18 protein-coding genes are annotated in these 17,726 nt (G+C 63.6%); 6 read left to right on the top strand and 12 right to left on the bottom strand.

Annotation, left to right across the window (positions count from 1 at the left end; genetic code table 11):
- Positions 1–215 precede the first annotated feature (215 nt).
- The 3 genes from secB to ACN0X6_RS23940 are packed head-to-tail and all read right to left on the bottom strand — an operon-like array spanning position 216 to position 1,405.
- Positions 216–701: a protein-export chaperone SecB gene (gene secB, locus ACN0X6_RS23930; RefSeq protein WP_160020123.1), complete on the bottom strand. Its 486-nt coding sequence runs from the start codon at positions 699–701 to the stop codon at positions 216–218.
- 28 nt (positions 702–729) lie between these two features.
- A complete protein-coding gene (gene grxC, locus ACN0X6_RS23935) occupies positions 730–990 on the bottom strand; it encodes a glutaredoxin 3 (protein WP_160020124.1) in 261 nt (86 codons plus the stop codon).
- A 1-nt stretch (position 991) separates the two neighbouring features.
- Positions 992–1,405: a rhodanese-like domain-containing protein gene (locus ACN0X6_RS23940; RefSeq protein WP_160020125.1), complete on the bottom strand. Its 414-nt coding sequence runs from the start codon at positions 1,403–1,405 to the stop codon at positions 992–994.
- 147 nt (positions 1,406–1,552) lie between these two features.
- On the opposite strand from ACN0X6_RS23940, the gene gpmI reads away from it, so the two are divergent.
- From gpmI to ACN0X6_RS23955, 3 genes are all read left to right on the top strand, one after another.
- Entirely contained in the window at positions 1,553–3,085 is a 1,533-nt protein-coding gene (gpmI, locus tag ACN0X6_RS23945) for a 2,3-bisphosphoglycerate-independent phosphoglycerate mutase (RefSeq protein WP_417707779.1), read from the top strand.
- 166 nt (positions 3,086–3,251) lie between these two features.
- Positions 3,252–4,493 (top strand): murein hydrolase activator EnvC family protein, encoded by a 1,242-nt coding sequence (locus ACN0X6_RS23950; protein ID WP_417707781.1) that lies wholly within the window; start codon positions 3,252–3,254, stop codon positions 4,491–4,493.
- Between the two features lie 172 nt (positions 4,494–4,665).
- The gene (locus ACN0X6_RS23955) at positions 4,666–5,982 is read left to right on the top strand and encodes a S41 family peptidase (RefSeq protein ID WP_417707783.1); all 1,317 of its coding nucleotides are present in this window, start codon (positions 4,666–4,668) and stop codon (positions 5,980–5,982) included.
- 161 nt (positions 5,983–6,143) lie between these two features.
- On the opposite strand, the gene ACN0X6_RS23960 is transcribed toward ACN0X6_RS23955, so the two are convergent.
- From ACN0X6_RS23960 to ACN0X6_RS24000, 9 genes are all read right to left on the bottom strand, one after another.
- Positions 6,144–6,899 carry a substrate-binding periplasmic protein gene (locus ACN0X6_RS23960; protein ID WP_417707785.1) on the bottom strand — a complete coding sequence of 252 codons (756 nt, stop codon included), beginning with the start codon at positions 6,897–6,899 and terminating at the stop codon, positions 6,144–6,146.
- 133 nt (positions 6,900–7,032) lie between these two features.
- Positions 7,033–7,788 (bottom strand): substrate-binding periplasmic protein, encoded by a 756-nt coding sequence (locus ACN0X6_RS23965; protein WP_417707787.1) that lies wholly within the window; start codon positions 7,786–7,788, stop codon positions 7,033–7,035.
- Between the two features lie 84 nt (positions 7,789–7,872).
- On the bottom strand, positions 7,873–8,607 hold the full coding sequence (locus ACN0X6_RS23970) for a substrate-binding periplasmic protein (protein WP_417707789.1): 735 nt from the start codon (positions 8,605–8,607) through the stop codon (positions 7,873–7,875).
- Positions 8,608–8,796: 189 nt separating this feature from the next.
- A complete protein-coding gene (gene hisF, locus ACN0X6_RS23975; protein WP_064495061.1) occupies positions 8,797–9,567 on the bottom strand; it encodes an imidazole glycerol phosphate synthase subunit HisF in 771 nt (256 codons plus the stop codon).
- 77 nt (positions 9,568–9,644) lie between these two features.
- Entirely contained in the window at positions 9,645–10,382 is a 738-nt protein-coding gene (gene hisA / locus ACN0X6_RS23980) for a 1-(5-phosphoribosyl)-5-[(5-phosphoribosylamino)methylideneamino]imidazole-4-carboxamide isomerase (RefSeq protein ID WP_192985748.1), read from the bottom strand.
- 37 nt (positions 10,383–10,419) lie between these two features.
- On the bottom strand, positions 10,420–10,674 hold the full coding sequence (locus tag ACN0X6_RS23985) for a DUF2164 domain-containing protein (protein ID WP_099526026.1): 255 nt from the start codon (positions 10,672–10,674) through the stop codon (positions 10,420–10,422).
- Positions 10,674–11,312: an imidazole glycerol phosphate synthase subunit HisH gene (hisH, locus tag ACN0X6_RS23990; protein ID WP_160020134.1), complete on the bottom strand. Its 639-nt coding sequence runs from the start codon at positions 11,310–11,312 to the stop codon at positions 10,674–10,676. Before hisH ends, ACN0X6_RS23985 begins: the two co-directional genes overlap by 1 nt.
- Complete coding sequence (gene hisB, locus ACN0X6_RS23995) at positions 11,313–11,906, bottom strand: imidazoleglycerol-phosphate dehydratase HisB (RefSeq protein ID WP_017675949.1); 594 nt, start codon at positions 11,904–11,906, stop codon at positions 11,313–11,315.
- A 146-nt stretch (positions 11,907–12,052) separates the two neighbouring features.
- Positions 12,053–13,711 carry an OFA family MFS transporter gene (locus ACN0X6_RS24000; RefSeq protein ID WP_417707793.1) on the bottom strand — a complete coding sequence of 553 codons (1,659 nt, stop codon included), beginning with the start codon at positions 13,709–13,711 and terminating at the stop codon, positions 12,053–12,055.
- A gap of 363 nt (positions 13,712–14,074) precedes the next feature.
- On the opposite strand from ACN0X6_RS24000, the gene ACN0X6_RS24005 reads away from it, so the two are divergent.
- From ACN0X6_RS24005 to ACN0X6_RS24015, 3 genes are read left to right on the top strand one after another with little or no spacing between them, the layout of a single operon-like run.
- Positions 14,075–16,300 carry an AsmA family protein gene (locus ACN0X6_RS24005; RefSeq protein WP_417707795.1) on the top strand — a complete coding sequence of 742 codons (2,226 nt, stop codon included), beginning with the start codon at positions 14,075–14,077 and terminating at the stop codon, positions 16,298–16,300.
- Positions 16,297–17,364 carry an A/G-specific adenine glycosylase gene (gene mutY, locus ACN0X6_RS24010; protein ID WP_417707797.1) on the top strand — a complete coding sequence of 356 codons (1,068 nt, stop codon included), beginning with the start codon at positions 16,297–16,299 and terminating at the stop codon, positions 17,362–17,364. Before ACN0X6_RS24005 ends, mutY begins: the two co-directional genes overlap by 4 nt.
- Complete coding sequence (locus tag ACN0X6_RS24015) at positions 17,361–17,633, top strand: oxidative damage protection protein (protein ID WP_417707799.1); 273 nt, start codon at positions 17,361–17,363, stop codon at positions 17,631–17,633. The genes mutY and ACN0X6_RS24015 overlap by 4 nt, the downstream gene beginning before the upstream one ends.
- Positions 17,634–17,726 lie beyond the last annotated feature (93 nt).

The raw sequence follows: 17,726 nt of genomic DNA on the forward strand, positions 1-17,726 counted from the left end.
TCTTTGCTTACTTTCTTTGCACAAGCAAAGAAAGTGAGTCGCCCGTAAGGGGCGAAACCCATCAAGCCAGGCGGCGTACTAATGGAGAGTGCCAAGTCATCGACAGCTAACACGTAATTGCCAGTCCGGTGTCAACCCGGACGTTCCCCAAACTATGCGAAGAACCAAAAAAAAGCGCCCCGAGGGGCGCTTTTTCATGCAACCGAACCGAGCGCTCAGTGAGCGGTGGTTTCGTCAGCCTGCTGCATGCGCTGCAGCTCCTGGGCGTACAGGGCATCGAAGTTCACCGGCGACAGCATCAGGGCCGGGAACGAGCCGCGGATCACCAGGCTGTCCAGCGCTTCGCGGGCATACGGGAACAGGATGTTCGGGCAGAAGGCACCGAGGGTGTGGCTCATCGAGGCGGCGTCCAGGCCCTTGATCAGGAAGATGCCAGCCTGCTGCACTTCAGCGATGAAGGCGACTTCTTCGCCGTTCTTCACGGTGACCGACAGGGTCAGCACCACTTCGTGGAAGTCGCCTTCCAGAGCCTTCTGGCGGGTGTTCAGATCCAGGCCGACGCTCGGCGTCCACTCCTGACGGAAGATTTCCGGGCTCTTCGGCGCTTCGAAGGACAGGTCCTTGACGTAGATGCGCTGCAGGGAAAATTGCGGGTTCTGCGAATCGGCAGCGGCTGCGCCGCTGTTGGCTTGCTCGGTCATGGCGTTTGCCTTCCTTAACGTTGAGGTTTCAAGCGGGGCTCTGCAGCAGGGCGTCGAGCTTGCCGGCGCGCTCCAGGGCATAGAGGTCGTCACAGCCACCCACATGGGTGCTGCCGATCCAGATTTGCGGCACCGAGGTGCGGCCAGCCTTGCGGGTCATCTCCGCGCGGATGGCCGGCTGGCCGTCGACACGAATTTCCTCGAAGTCCACCCCTTTGCTGGCCAGCAGTTGCTTGGCGCGCATGCAGTAGGGGCACCAATCGCTGGAGTAGACGACCACCTTGGTCATGTCACTTCACCAGCGGCAGGTTGTCGCCGCGCCAGGTAGCGATGCCACCGGACAGCTTGGCGGCGGTAAAACCGGCCTTCTTCAGCTCGCGGGCAACGCTGCCGGCATGCTGCCCCATGGCGTCGACGACGACGATGGTCTTGGCCTTGTGCTTTTCCAGCTCGGCGACACGGGCCACCACCTTGTCGTAAGGGATGTGCAGCGAATCAACGATATGTCCGGCGGAGAAATCCTTCTGCGCGCGCACGTCGAGCACCACGCCCTTGTCGCTGTTGACCAGCGCGGTGAGCTCGCGACTCGACAGGCTCTGCCCGCCCTTGCGCATTTCGGTGATGATCAGCAACACCAGCAGAACGGCGAACATTCCACTCAGTACGTAGTGGTTGATGATGAATTCAATCAGGTTGGCGAACATCTGTATGGCCCAGGACGGTAAAATGCCGGCCAGTATACACAGCCCCACAGGTCGGCCAAACCCCGTCTGGCAGTGACGCGCCAGGCGCTTGGCCCTAAAATGCCGGGCTGTTTCATTGCCCCCTCAGACGCAGAGCGAGCCAGTTCAATGAGTGCCACGCCAAAACCCTTGGTTCTGATCATCCTCGACGGCTTCGGTCACAGCGACAAACCCGAGTACAACGCCATCTACGCCGCCAACACGCCGGTGTACGACCGCCTGCGTGCCAACTACCCGCACGGCCTGATCTCCGGCAGCGGCATGGACGTCGGCCTGCCGGACGGACAGATGGGCAACTCCGAAGTCGGCCACATGAACCTCGGTGCCGGCCGTGTGGTGTACCAGGATTTCACCCGCGTGACCAAGGCGATTCGCGACGGCGAATTCTTCGACAACGCCACGATCAACCAGGCCGTGGACAAGGCCGTGGGCGCCGGCAAGGCCGTGCACATCCTCGGCCTGCTCTCCGATGGCGGCGTACACAGCCACCAGGATCACATCGTCGCCATGGCCGAACTGGCTGCCAAGCGTGGCGCCGAGAAGATCTACCTGCACGCCTTCCTCGATGGCCGCGACACGCCGCCCAAGAGCGCGCAGCCGTCCATCGAACTGCTCGATGCTGCCTTCGCCCGCCTCGGCAAGGGCCGCATCGCCAGCCTCGCCGGTCGCTACTTCGCCATGGACCGCGACAACCGCTGGGACCGCGTCGAGCAGGCCTATCACCTGATCGTCGACGGCGCCGGCCAGTTCAACGCCGCCAACGCAGCCGAAGGCCTGCAGGCCGCCTACGAACGCGGCGAGAGCGACGAGTTCGTCAAGGCCACCACCATCGGTGAGCCGGTGCAGGTCGAGGACGGCGACGCCGTGGTGTTCATGAACTTCCGCGCCGACCGCGCCCGCGAGCTGACCCGCGCCTTCGTCGAGCCCGGTTTCAAGGAGTTCGAGCGCCAGCGCGCGCCGCAGGTCAACTTCGTCATGCTCACCCAGTACGCGGCGAGCATCCCGGCCCCGAGCGCCTTCGCCCCGGAAGCCCTGACCAACGTGCTCGGCGAATACCTGGCGAAGAACGGCAAGACTCAGCTGCGTATCGCCGAGACCGAGAAATACGCCCACGTCACCTTCTTCTTCTCCGGCGGCCGCGAAGAGCCGTTCGAGGGCGAAGAGCGCATCCTGATTCCGTCGCCGAACGTCGCCACCTACGACCTGCAGCCGGAAATGAGCGCGCCGGAAGTCACCGACAAGATCGTCGATGCCATCGAAAACCAGCGCTATGACGTGATCATCGTCAACTACGCCAACGGCGACATGGTCGGCCACACCGGTGTGTTCGAGGCCGCCGTCAAGGCCGTGGAAACCCTCGACAGCTGCGTCGGCCGCATCACCGCCGCGCTGGAGAAGGTCGGCGGCGAAGCGCTGATCACCGCCGACCACGGCAACGTCGAGCAGATGGAAGACGAGTGCACCGGCCAGGCGCACACCGCCCACACCTGCGAGCCGGTGCCGTTCATCTACGTCGGCAAACGCCCGGCACGCATCCGCGAAGGCGGCGTGCTGGCCGACGTGGCGCCCACCCTGCTCAACCTGATGGGCATGGAACAACCGGCCGAGATGACCGGCAAGACCATCGTCGAGCTGCAATAAAACGCAAGCATCGTAGCCCGGATGCAATCCGGGGAATCTTCCTCCGGATTGCATCCGGGCTACGCGCCATTTTCGCTCTTCTTGCCGCTTGTGGTTTACAGCTTGCCGCCGCTTTTTTAGGCATACTAAGCGCCATTCGCTACCCCGCTCAGGTACCGCCTCGCCCATGCTTCGCATCCTTGCCTTGATTCTGTTCAGCAGCCTGATCGCTCCGGCCATCGCCGATCAGCGCGCCGATACCCAGCGCCAGCTGGAAGCGGCGCGCCAGGACGTCGCCGAGCTGAAGAAGCTGCTGGAGAAACTGCAGCAGGAGAAATCCGGCGTGCAGCAGCAGCTGAAGAAGACCGAGACCGAGATGGGCGAGCTGGAAGGCCAGGTCAAGGAACTGCAGCGCGAGCTCAAGGGCAGCGAGGAGGAAATCCAGCGCCTGGATCAGGAGAAAAAAAAACTCCAGGGCGCGCGCACTGAACAGCAACGACTGATCGCCATCCAGGCCCGCGCGGCCTATCAGAGCGGCCGCCAGGAATACGTCAAGCTGCTGCTCAACCAGCAGAACCCGGAAAAATTCTCGCGCACCCTCACCTATTACGACTACCTCAGTCAGGCGCGTCTCGAACAGCTCGCCGCGTTCAACGAGACCTTGCGCCAGCTGGCCAACGTCGAGCAGGAAATCAACAGCCACCAGGCCCAGCTACAGGCGCAGAAGGCAGGCCTGGATGAACGCCACGCCCGGCTCGCCGAAGCGCGCAAGGAACGCCAGCAGGCCCTGGCCAAGCTCAACCGCGACTTCGCCAGCCGTGATCAGCGACTCAAGGCACGCCAGCAGGAACAGGCCGAACTGGGCCGCGTACTGAAGACCATCGAAGAAACCCTGGCCCGCCAGGCGCGCGAGGCTGAAGAGGCGCGCAAGCGCGCCCTGGCCGCACAGCAGGCGCGGCCGGGCGGCCAGCAGCCGAGCCCGGCCAGCGGCCCGTTGGTGACATCCGGCGCTGTCTACGGCGGGCCTTTCGCCAGCGCACGCGGCAAGTTGCCGTGGCCGGTCGATGGCCGATTGGTAGCACGCTACGGAACCCCTCGCGGCGGCGACGCTCGTACTAAGTGGGATGGCGTGCTGATCGGTGCGCCCTCCGGCAGTCAGGTACGTGCCGTGCATGGTGGTCGCGTGGTATTCGCCGACTGGTTGCGTGGCGCCGGTCTGTTGGTCATTCTCGACCATGGCAATGGTTACCTGAGCCTGTATGGCCACAACCAGAACCTGCTGAAGAATGCCGGGGACGTGGTCAAGGCCGGCGATCCCATCGCCACCGTTGGTAACAGCGGTGGCCAGGAAACATCGGCACTGTACTTCGCCATTCGCCAGAATGGTCGTCCGAGTGATCCGGCACAGTGGTGCCGCGCGCAGGGATAACCAAGTTTTTGAAAAACGTAAGCGAGGCCGGCAAGACAAGGCAAAAACGGCCGAAGAAGCGGAATTTACGAGCTGTAAATGAGCATTCTGAGGCCGTTTTTAACGCAGTATTGCCAACGCAGGTAGTTTTTCAGCAGCCTGGTGGCGCCTCATCCATTTAGGAGTTGTCTTCATGTCTCATCGCTTCCGCCCCACCTGCCTGGCCCTGGCCCTCGGGCTGCTGCTCGGCGCTCCCGCCCTGCACGCCGCCGAGCCTGCCCCCGCGCCGGCAGCGGCGGCGAGCGGCAAGGCCCCGCTGCCGCTGGATGACCTGCGCACCTTCGCCGAGGTGATGGACCGCATCAAGGCAGCCTATGTCGAGCCGGTGAGCGACAAGACCCTGCTGGAAAATGCCATCAAGGGCATGCTCAGCAATCTCGACCCGCACTCGGCTTACCTCGAACCGGAAGCCTTCGCCGAGTTGCAGGAAAGCACCAGCGGTGAATTCGGCGGCCTGGGCATCGAGGTCGGCATGGAGGATGGCTTCGTCAAGGTGGTCTCGCCCATCGACGATACCCCGGCATCGAAAGCCGGCATCCAGCCCGGCGACCTGATCGTCAAGATCGACGGCCAGCCGACCAAGGGCCTGTCGATGATGGAAGCCGTGGACAAGATGCGCGGCAAGGCCGGCAGCAAGATCGAGCTGACCCTGGTGCGCGATGGCGGTCGCCCGTTCGACCTGACCCTGACCCGCGCGGTGATCAAGGTGCGCAGCGTGAAGAGCCAGATGCTCGAAGACGGCTATGGCTATCTGCGCATCTCGCAATTCCAGGTCAACACCGGCGAGGAGGTCGGCAAGGCACTGACCAAACTGCGCCAGGACAACGGCAACAAGAAACTGAGCGGCCTGGTCATGGACCTGCGCAACAACCCCGGCGGCGTGCTGCAGGCAGCCGTGGAAGTGACCGACCACTTCCTCAAGAGCGGCCTGATCGTCTACACCGAAGGCCGCCTGGCCAATTCCGAACTGCGCTTCAACGCCGACCCGGCCGACGCCAGCGAAGGCGTGCCGCTGGTGGTGCTGATCAATGGCGGCAGCGCCTCGGCCTCGGAAATCGTCGCCGGCGCGCTGCAGGATCACAAACGCGCGGTCCTGATGGGCACCGACAGCTTCGGCAAAGGCTCGGTACAGACCGTGCTGCCGCTGAACAACGACCGCGCGCTGAAGCTGACCACGGCGCTGTACTTCACACCCAATGGCCGCTCGATCCAGGCTCAGGGCATCATCCCTGACATCGAAGTGGCGCGCGCCAAGCTCACCCGCGAGCAGGACAGCGAAGGCATCAAGGAAGCTGACCTGCAAGGCCATCTGGGCAATGGCAACGGCGGCGCCGACCGCCCGAGCAAGGCCGCACAGGCGGCGCGCAGCGAACGCCCGCAGGACGACGACTACCAGTTGAGCCAGGCCCTCAACCTGCTCAAGGGCCTGAGCGTCACGCGCGGCAACTGAGGCAATACGGCAATACGAAAAAGCCCGGACAACTGTCCGGGCTTTTTTTTGGCGAAACCCGTAGGGTGCGCCGTGCGCACCGAGGCAGGCACCAGCGTCACGACTGGAGCGCATGGCCCAGGCGGCCCCGCGACACCCCAGGGTTTTGGAACCGGACAGGGTTACAGGTAGTTCTCGGTAATCTCGTCGATGAAGCCTTCGCTGCGCAGCTCATCCAGCGCCTTCTGCAGGCGCTGCACCACCTCGTCCGGGGTGTCCTTGTTCAGCGCCAGATACAGCTCGGCATCCCTGAAACGCAGCACGGTATTGAGGCCGGTGACGTCTTCCTGCTTGGCCAGATAACGACCCACCGGGTCGGTGGTGGCCCACAGGTCGATTTGCCCGCGCACCAGCTTCTTCACGTTCTCCTGGTCACGCAGGGCGTTGATCGGCTCCAGGCCCTGGCTCTCCAGGTTCTGGCTGACGGCATCGTTCTTGTAGGCACCGATGCGATACTTGGCAGCGTCCTGCAGACTCGACACCTTGATGTCGTTGCCCGGCGCGGCGAGCAATACCCAGCCGGTCTTGGCAATCGGGCCGACCCATTTGAACAGCGGTTTGCGCTCCTCGGTATAGGTGGTGGAGAACAGCGCGTAGTTGGGTTTGTCCAGCGTCAGGCGATACAGGCGGTCCCAGGGGAAGCGCAGGGTCAGGGTGTAGTCGATGCCGGCACGCTTGAACATCTCGCGCACGATGTCGGCACTGATACCGTCAATACCGTCGTCACGGGCGAAGTTCTTGTCGTCCACCGCCATGTTGAAGGGCGGGAAATTCTCGGTCAGCAGCACCACCTTGTAATCCTGCGGTAACTCCGCCTGCGCGGAACCGCAGAGCATGAACAAGGTGACAAACAGGCTTTTCTTCAGAGTATTCAGCATAAGACGTACCGCTCGCATGATTTTGGTTATGGCTAGCGACATCCTTGCATGGGCCCGAGCCCGGTCATTGGCACTCAGTGGCTCTGCCGTCCATGGCAAGCGACCGGCTCGTGGCCGGCCGCGTGTTCGGTGCTTACAGGTAGCTGTTGAGAATATCGTCGACGAAACCTTCGGCACGCATCTGATCCAGCGCTGCCTGTAGCTTGGCGACGATCTCGTCGGGCGTTTCCTTGTTCAGCGCCAGGTACAGCTCGGCGCTGTCGAAGCGCAATACGGTCCGCAGACCGGAGACACCCTCCTGCTTGGCCAGGTAGCGGCCGGCAGGGTCACCCGTGGCCCAGAGATCGATCTGCCCGGCCACCAGCTTGCGAGCATTTTCCTGGTCACGCAACGAGGTGCTGTGCTCCACGCCCTTGTCGACCAGGTATTCGGAGATGGCGTCGCCCTTGTAGGCGCCGATGCGATACTGCTTGGCCTCATCCAGGCTGGCCAGATTGATCGAACTGTCACCCTTGGCCAGCAGCACCCAGTCGTCAGGGCCGATCGGGCCAACCCACTTGAACAGTTCCTCACGCTCCGGCAGGCGCGCGGTGACGAAGACGCCATAGCCCGGTTTTTCCAGCGCCAGCTTGTAGATGCGATCCCAGGGAAAACGCAGGGTCAGGTTGTACTTGACCCCGGCACGCTTGAACATCTCTCTGACCACATCCACGGCAATGCCATCGATGTTGTCTTCATGAGCGAAGTTCTTGCCGTTGATCGCCATGTTGTAAGGCGGGAAATTCTCGGTCAGCAGGACCACGCTGTAGTTCGGATCCACTTCGGCGCGCACCGCACCAGCGAGCACCATAAGGGTGCCAGCGAGCACGATCAGCAGACGTTTGAACATGACATTTCTCTTTCTATGAAAAGGCAGACCGCCTCAGGATAACCGCCGCGCCCTCCCCGGCCCAGCGATTACTGGCAGTGTGCCTCAGTAGCGCGCCTCGATACTCTTCAACGCACCCTCGGCCCGCAGCGAATCCAGTGCACGCTGCAACTTCTGCACCAGCTCGTCAGGTGTCTGCAGGTTGAGCGCCAGGTAGAGGTCCACCGAGTTCAAGTGCTGAACCACCTTGAGGTTCTCTACGCCTTCCTGGCGGGCTGTAAGCGGTCCGGCCTGGCTGGAAGCAATCCACAGATCGATCTGACCTTTGTCGAGTTTCCTGACGTTTTCGGCATCACGCAGCGCAGCCTTTACCTCCAGGCCTCTGTCCAGCAGGAACTGGGTCTTGGCATCCCCCTTGTAGCCACCTATCCGGTAACGGCGCGCGTCTTCGATGCTGGCCAGTTGGATCGGGCTGTCGCCCTTGGCGAACAGTACCCAGTCGTACCTGGAAATGGGCCCAACCCATTTGAACAGCCCCTCACGCTCGGCTGTGCGCGCGGTGGAGAACACTCCGTAACCGGCATCGTCCAGTGTCTGCTGGTACACGCGCTGCCAGGGAAAACGCAGGATCTGCTGGCACTCAACCTCGGCACGCTCGCATACCGCGCGCAGGATGTCGGAGCTGATACCCGTGACACCTTCGTCACGGGCGTAGTTGGTGCCGGATACCGACATGTTGAAAGGGGGCATGTTTTCCGTAAGCAGCACCAGCGGCTCGGCGCGCGCGAGGCTGAGGCCACACGACAGGGCCAGTACGGTCACGAATCGAAGAAGGAACATGGGGACTCCGTGTCGGATAGTTCGGCAAGGGAATGCCATCCGCCAGCAGCAGAGGGCATAGGGTTCAGGAATGACGAGGAATTTTAGTCGCATCGCTGGCACTTTGCCGTCGACTCGCCCGCAGCTTTCGTTACGGCCCTGTGGCGCACTCAACGGGGGCCACGACCGTGGCCCGAGCGACACGACCGATCAGCGCACCACGATACCGCGGCTGGCCAGATAGGCCTTGGCTTCCGGCACGGTGTATTCGCCGAAGTGGAAGATGCTCGCGGCCAGCACGGCATCGGCCTTGCCTTCGAGGATACCGTCAGCCAGGTGCTGCAGGTTGCCGACGCCGCCGGAGGCGATCACCGGCACGCGCACGGCCTCGCTGATGGCGCGGGTCACGCCAAGGTCGTAACCGCTCTTGACGCCGTCCTGATCCATGCTGGTCAGCAGGATCTCACCGGCGCCCAGCTCTTCCATCTTGCGCGCCCACGCCACGGCATCCAGGCCGGTCGGCTTGCGCCCGCCATGGGTGAAGATCTCCCAGCGGCCCGGCTCACCCGGCGCGGAAACACGCTTGGCGTCGATGGCGACGACGATGCACTGCGAACCGAAACGCGCCGCGGCTTCGCCGACGAACTCGGGGTTGAACACCGCAGCAGTGTTGATCGACACCTTGTCGGCGCCGGCATTGAGCAGGTTGCGAATGTCCTGCACGGTACGCACGCCGCCACCCACGGTCAGCGGGATGAACACCTGGCTGGCCATGCGCTCGACGGTATGCAGCGTGGTGTCGCGGCCATCGACGCTGGCGGTGATGTCGAGGAAGGTGATCTCGTCGGCGCCCTGCTCATCGTAGCGGCGGGCGATTTCCACCGGGTCGCCGGCATCGCGGATGTTCTCGAACTTGACGCCCTTGACCACGCGGCCGTTGTCCACGTCGAGGCAGGGGATAATGCGTTTAGCCAGTGCCATACGGAGCTCCCGTAGGGTGGGTGCAACCCACCGATAAAGATTGCGTCAATTGCGGCGGGTTTCACCCGCCCTACGGTTCAACCCTTGAAGGTGTCGCAGAAGGCCTGCGCTTCGGCCACGTCCAGGGTGCCTTCGTAGATGGCACGGCCGGTGATGGCGCCAATGATGCCGGGCGAACGCGCCAGCAGCAGCTTCTCGATGTCACCGAGGTTGTGGATGCCACCGGAAGCGATCACCGGAATTTTGCTGGCAGCGGCCAGTGCGGCGGTGGCTTCGACGTTGCAGCCCTGCATCATGCCGTCTTTGGCGATGTCGGTATAAACGATGGCGGACACGCCATCGGCCTCGAAGCGTTTGGCCAGGTCGGTGGCCTGCACGCTGGACACTTCGGCCCAGCCGTCGGTGGCGACGAAACCGTCCTTGGCGTCCAGACCGACGATCACCTTGCCGGGGAAGGCCTTGCACGCTTCGGTGACGAACTCAGGCTCTTTCACGGCCTTGGTGCCGATGATCACGTAGCTGACCCCGGCGCGCACGTAGTGCTCGATGGTCTCCAGGGTGCGGATGCCGCCACCGATCTGGATCGGCAGGGTCGGGTAGCGCTTGGCGATGGCGGTGACCACTTCACCGTTGACCGGCTGGCCCTCGAAGGCGCCGTTGAGATCGACCAGATGCAGACGACGGCAGCCACCCTCGACCCACTTGGCGGCCATGCTCACCGGGTCATCGGAGAACACCGTGGAGTCTTCCATGCGGCCCTGGCGCAGACGCACGCAGGCGCCGTCCTTCAGATCGATAGCGGGGATAATCAGCATCGGTTGAACCTGCTCAAGTTTGAATTCGGTAAGACGCTCAGCTCTTCTCGAGCGCCCACAGGTCGCTCTCGATGCTCTCGAACCTGTCTTTCAGGTGCGCCTGAACATCGAGAATCGCCTTGTTGTAATAGTGCGGCGCCAGCTCGCGGGTGATCTGATCGAGGACTTCCTGCACTTCGAAGGTGCCCAGTTGCAGCTCGAAACGCTCGTCGAGAAAGCGTTGCAGCATCAGCAGCGCGGCCTGCTCCTGGGCAGGTTCGAGCGCCAGACTGGGAACCTTGGCGCGAGCCATTACCAGCGACCATCCCAGGCGGCGAAGTTCTGCAGCAGTTGCAGGCCATGGGTATGGCTCTTCTCCGGGTGGAACTGCACGGCGAAGCGCGAGCCCTCGGCCAGCGCGGCGGCGAAGTCCTTGCCGTAGTGACCGCGACCGACCACCTGCTGCGGCTTGCCAGCCTCGATGTAATAGCTGTGCACGAAGTAGAAGCGCGCGTGGTCCGGGATGTCGTGCCAGAGCGGGTGCTTGACCGCCTGGCTGACCTCGTTCCAGCCCATGTGCGGCACCTTGAGGCGCTCGCCGTCTTCGTTCAGATCCTTGCCGAAGAAGCGCACCTGACCGGGGAACAGGCCGATGCAATCGACGCCGTCGTTCTCCTCGCTGCGCTCGAGCAGCGCCTGCATGCCGACGCAGATGCCGAGGAACGGACGGTCGGCGCTGACTTCACGCACCAGCTCGTCGAAGCCCAGGCGCCTGATCTCGGCCATGCAATCGCGAATCGCGCCGACACCGGGGAACACCACGCGATCAGCCTCGCGGATCACCTTGGCGTCGCTGGTCACCAGTACGCGGCCGGCGCCGACGTGCTCCAGCGCCTTGGCCACCGAGTGCAGGTTGCCCATGCCATAGTCGATTACGGCTACGGTCTGCATTTACAGACAACCCTTGGTCGACGGCATCTGCCCGGCCATGCGCGGGTCCAGTTCCACGGCCATGCGCAGCGCGCGGCCGAAGGCCTTGAACACGGTCTCGATCTGGTGGTGGGTGTTGTGCCCACGCAGGTTGTCGATGTGCAGCGACACCAGCGCGTGGTTGACGAAGCCCTGGAAGAATTCCTGGAACAGATCGACGTCGAAGTTACCGACCACCGCGCGGGTGAACGGCACGTGCATCTGCAGGCCAGGGCGACCGGAGAAGTCGATCACCACGCGCGACAGCGCTTCGTCCAGCGGCACATAGGAATGGCCGTAACGGGTCATCCCTTTCTTGTCACCGATGGCCTTGGTGAAAGCCTGGCCGAGGGTAATGCCGACGTCCTCGACGGTGTGGTGGTCGTCGATATGCAGATCGCCCTTGCACTCGATATCGAGGTCGATCAGACCATGACGGGCGATCTGGTCGAGCATGTGCTCGAGAAAGGGCACACCGATATCGAAGCGCGCCTTGCCGGTGCCATCCAGGTTGATCGAGACCTTGACCTGGGTCTCCAGGGTGTTGCGCTCGACGAATGCCGTACGTTCGGCCATCACCAGCTCCACGAATCACTAACGGAAAAAGGCCAGCATTATAGGCGTGCCGGGGCGGCAACGGCTACCGGCGATGGTCGAACGGCCAGAAACGAAAAAGCCCGCGCAGGCGACGGGCCTGCGCGGGCTTTTCCACGAGCACGGCGTTACTGGAACAGCACGACGGTCTTCTGCAGGGTGATCCACACACCCCAGGCCAGCGGAATACCCACCACCAACCAGGCGGCGACCGCCACCGGCTTGCTCGACGGATCAGCCGACCACTCCAGCTCGCTCGACGCCGGTGCCGACTTCTCGCCATGGGCGCGCTCGGCGGCCAGCTCGGCCTCGGTCATGAAGTACTTCGGCGCCACCGGACGCACCAGGGCGTTGCAGATGAAGCCCAGCACCAGCAGGCCGGCCAGGATATACAGGGTGATGTCGTAGGCCGCAGCCTTCTCCACACCGATGCTCAGCTGGTACTCGCGCAGGTAGTTGACCAGCACAGGACCGAGCACACCCGCCACCGCCCAGGCGGTCAGCAGGCGACCGTGGATCGCGCCGACCATCTGCGTGCCGAACAGGTCGGCCAGGTAGGCCGGCACGGTGGCGAAGCCGCCGCCGTACATCGACAGGATGATGCAGAACGCCAACACGAACAGCGCCAGGCTGCCCAGCTGACCCAGCATCGGCACCGCGGCGTAGAGCGCGAAACCCAGACCGAAGAACACGAAGTAGGTGCCCTTGCGCCCGATGAAGTCCGAGCAGGAAGCCCAGAAGAAGCGGCCGCCGATGTTGAACAGACTGAGCAGACCGGTGAACCCGGCGGCAATGGCGGCGATCTCGACCAGTTGCGCGGAACTGAGTTCGTTGAATGCCAGGTCGACACCGATCAGCTTGCCGGCGAAGACTTCCTGCAGCAACGGCGAAGCCATGCCGATGATGCCGATACCCGCCGACACGTTCAGGCACAGCACAGCCCAGACCAGCCAGAACTGCGGGGTCTTCCACGCGGTATTCACGTGCACGTGACCCTTGGTGATCATCGCGTTGTTGGCCTTGGCCACCGGCGCGGTCCAGCCTGCCGGCTTCCAGCCAGTCGGCGGTACGCGGTAGGACAGCGCGCCGCCCATCATGAAGATGAAGTAGATCACCGCCATGACCACGAAACTCTGCCAGACGCCAACGCCTTCAGCCGAAGCGAAGTGATTCATCAGAATCGCCGCCAGCGGCGCACCGACCATCGCACCACCACCGAAGCCCATGATCGCCATGCCGGTCGCCATGCCGCGCTTGTCCGGGAACCACTTGATCAGGGTCGAAACCGGCGAGATGTAGCCCAGGCCGAGACCGATACCGCCGATCACCCCCGACCCCAGCCATAGCAGCCAGATCTGATGGCTATAGATACCCAGCGCGGAAATCAGCAGACCACCGCACCAGCACAGCGCGGAAACCACGCCAGCCTTGCGCGGGCCAGCATGCTCCAGCCAGCCACCCCAGATGGCAGCCGAGCAGCCAAGGAAAACGAAGAACAGGGTGTAAATCCAGCCGAGCATGGAAATCTGCCAGTCGCAGTTGCTGGCGAAGATCTGCTCGAAGAAGCCCATTTCCGGCGTGCAGGCCGTGGCGGCAGTGATGCCGACCGCTTTCGACAGCGGCAGCCAGAACACCGAGAAGCCGTAGGCCATGCCGATACACAGGTGAATAGCGAGAGCGGCTGGCGGCACCAGCCAACGGTTGAAACCGGGTCGCGCGATGATGCGCTCTTTGGACAGGAATGCAGGCTTCGCTGCAACGCCGTCCAATGCAAAGGCGTCAGTCATTAGAGAGGTCTCTTCTTATGGTTACGAGCAAGCAAGGGCAATCGCATCAGCCCGCCGAAGCAAAAGCTTGCGGAGAGTAGCACCAGGGCGCGACAAATCGCCGCGCAAGAAGTCAATTTTTATCAATTCATGCAGATTTCTTGTTTTTTTCGCAAAAACCCAAAAGACCTCATCTATTGCGTGATAGATGCTGTCGATACACACCGCCTGCTGCACGCCGCAGCGCCGGGGAACCGCTCGAGCCTATTCCGATCCAAGCTCGAGCCCGCCCCCGTTCGCCGCCTCGAGCAGGCGCCTGGACATGGCGGCATGACGCTATAATCGGCAGTCTTCTGCAAATCGCCATTCCACAAGGACCCGTCCATGAAAGCGTTAGGCAAGATCCTGGGCCTTTTCTTTCTCGGCCTGCTACTGATCGTAGTGGCGCTGCTGTTCGCCCTGACCCATTTGTTCGACCCCAACGACTACAAGGATGAGATCCGCCAGATCGCCCGCGACAAGGCCAACCTCGAACTGCAGCTCAGGGGCGACATCGGCTGGAGCCTGTTCCCCTGGCTGGGCCTGGAACTCACCGACGCCACCTTGGCCAGCGCCGACACCCCGGACAAGCCCTTCGCCGACCTGCGCATGATCGGCCTGTCAGTGCGCGTGATGCCGCTGCTGCGCAAGGAAGTGCAGATGAGCGACATCCGCGTCGACGGCCTCAACCTCAACCTGCAGCGTGACGACAAGGGCCATGGCAACTGGGAAGGCGTCGGCCGCCCCGCCCAGGCCAGTGCGCCACAGCAAGCACCTGGCGAGCCGGCGCCGGGCGACACCACGCCGCCGAGCCAGCCGAGCGACAAACCGGCCGGCCAACCGGTCAAGCTGGATATCGACAGCCTCACCCTGAGCAACTCGCGCGTTGATTACAGCGACGCGCAGAAGGGCCAGCAGTTCACCGTCGAGAACATCGAGCTGAAAACCGGCGCCATCCGCGAAGGCGCCAGTATTCCGGTCAAACTCAGCGCCTTCTTCGGCACCAATCAGCCGGTGCTGCGCGCACGCAGCGAGGTTGAAGGCCAGCTGCGCTTCGACCGCGCGCTCAAGCGCTACCAGTTCGAAGACCTCAAGCTGGCCGGCGAAGCCTCGGGCGAGCCGCTCAAGGGCAAGACCCTGAACTTCTCCGCCCAGGGCCAACTGCTGGTCGACCTGGCCGCCAACATCGCCGAGTGGAATGGCCTCAAGCTCTCCGCCAACCAACTGCGCGCCCTCGGCGAAATCAAGGCACGCGAACTGGACAAGGACGCCAGGATTTCCGGCGGGCTGTCCATCGCCTCGCTCAACCTGCGTGAATTCCTCGACGGCGTCGGCGTCGAACTGCCGCCCATGCAGGCCGCCGATAGCCTCAGCCAGTTCGAACTGGTCAGCCGCCTGAACGGTTCGAGCAAGGGCATGATGCTCGAAGAGCTCAACCTCAAGCTCGACGGCAGCACCTTCACCGGCAACCTCGGCGTGAGCGACTTCGCCAAGCAGGCCCTGCGTGCCGATCTCAAGGGCGACAAGCTCGATCTGAACCGCTACCTGCCGCCAAAAACCCAGGACAGTGCCGCTGCCGCGCGCAAGGCCGAGGTCAAGGACAGCATCGCCGGCGCCGGCAAGGACGGCACCACCCCGCTGCCCAACAAACCCACCCAGCAGGCCTGGAGTGACGAGAAAGTGCTGCCGGTTGACCAACTGCGCAAACTCGACCTGCAACTGGCGCTCAGCCTCGCCCAGCTCACCTACGACAAGCATCAGCTCAGCGACGTCAATCTCAAGGCCAATGGCCGTGGCGGCCTGATCACCCTGCAAGAGGCGCGCGGCAAACTGCAGGGCGGCAGCTTCGTCGGCAGCGGGCGCATCGACGTGCGCCAGGCCGAGCCGATGCTCAGCGTGGAAAAGCGCCTGACCCGCATACCGCTGGAGCCGCTGCTGAAGAAGGACGATCAGCCTTCGCCGATCAAGGGTCTGCTCGACCTGGACGCCAAGTTCAACACCCGTGGCAACAGCCAGAAGGCCTGGGTCGAAGCGCTCAACGGCAACGCCAGCTTCGTCCTCAACGACGGCGTGCTGGTCGACGCCAACCTCGAACAGCAGCTGTGCCGTGGCATCGCCACCCTCAACCGCAAGGCGCTGAGCAACCCGCCAACCGGCAAGGACACCCCCTTCCGCGAACTCAAGGGCAGCCTCAGCGTGCGCGACGGGGTCGCCCACAACCCCGACCTCAAGGCCCAGGTGCCGGGCCTGGCAGTCAGCGGCAACGGCGACCTCGACCTGCGCGTGCTCGGCCTCGACTACAAGGTCGGCATCACCCTGGAAGGCGACCAGCGCGAAATGCCGGACCCGGCCTGTCAGGTCAACGAGCGCTACGTCGGCATCGAATGGCCGCTGCGTTGCCGTGGCCCGCTGGAACTCGGCGCCAAGGCCTGCCGCCTGGATCAGGACGGCCTCGGCAAGATCGCCGCGCGCCTGGCCGGCAACAAGCTGACCGAGAAGCTGGAAGAGAAGCTCGGCGACAAGGTCAGCCCGGAACTGAAAGACGCACTCAAGGGCCTGTTCAACCGATGAGCCCCGAGCAGTTCAACGGCGCCGTGCTGACCTGGTACGACCAGCACGGGCGCAAGGACCTGCCCTGGCAGCAGGGCATCACGCCCTACCGCGTCTGGGTGTCGGAAATCATGCTGCAGCAGACGCAGGTCAGCACCGTGCTTGGCTACTTCGACCGCTTCATGGCCGCCCTGCCGACCGTGAAGGACCTGGCCGAAGCGCCGGAAGACGAAGTGCTGCACCTGTGGACCGGCCTGGGTTACTACACCCGCGCGCGCAACCTGCAGAAGACCGCGCAGATCGTCATGCGCGAGCACGGCGGCGAGTTCCCGCGCAGCGTAGAGGCGCTCAGCGAGCTGCCCGGCATCGGCCGCTCCACCGCCGGCGCCATCGCCAGCCTGAGCATGGGCCTGCGTGCGCCGATCCTCGACGGCAACGTCAAGCGTGTGCTGGCGCGCTATGTCGCGCAGGAGGGCTATCCGGGCGAGCCGAAGGTGGCCAAACAGCTGTGGGACGTCGCCGAGCGCTTTACCCCGCACGAACGGGTCAACCACTACACCCAGGCGATGATGGACCTCGGCGCCACCCTCTGCACGCGCAGCAAACCCACCTGCCTGCTGTGCCCGGTGCGCAGCGGCTGCCAGGCGCACCTGCTCGGCCTGGAAATCCGCTACCCGGTGTCCAAGCCGCGCAAGGCACTGCCGCAGAAACGCACCCTGATGCCGCTGCTGGTCAACGCTGCCGGCGATATCCTGCTCTATCGCCGCCCCTCCACCGGGCTGTGGGGCGGCCTCTGGAGCCTGCCGGAGCTGGACGACCTCGCACAACTCGCAGAGATCGCCCAGCAGCAACAGCTCGCACTCGGCGAACGCCGTGAACTGGAAGGCCTGACCCACACCTTCAGCCACTTCCAGCTGGCCATCGAACCCTGGCTGATCGAAGTGACCGAACAGCCAGGTCGCGTGGCCGAGGCCGACTGGCTCTGGTATAACCTCGCCACCCCGCCGCGCCTGGGGCTCGCCGCCCCGGTGAAGAAGCTGCTGAAACGCGCGGCGCAAGTCATTACCGCTGGAGAACCGACATGACCCGCACCGTGCTGTGCCGCAAATACAAACAGGAACTGCCCGGCCTGGATCGCGCGCCCTACCCCGGCGCCAAAGGCGAAGACATCTTCACCAACGTCTCCAGGCAGGCCTGGGACGAGTGGCAAAAGCACCAGACCATGCTGATCAACGAGCGCCGCCTGAACATGATGAACGCCGAGGACCGCAAGTTCCTGCAAACCGAGATGGACAAGTTCCTCTCCGGCGAGGAATACGCCCAGGCCGAAGGCTACGTACCGCCAAGCGAGTGAGACAGGCGTAGGGAGCGCCATGCGCACCAGGGCATCTGCAGGGCGGTGCGCACGGCGCACCCTACCCGTCACGAGCCTAAGCGCCCGAAATAA

The organism is Pseudomonas sp. (assembly GCF_048269965.1).
Classification (GTDB): domain Bacteria; phylum Pseudomonadota; class Gammaproteobacteria; order Pseudomonadales; family Pseudomonadaceae; genus Aquipseudomonas.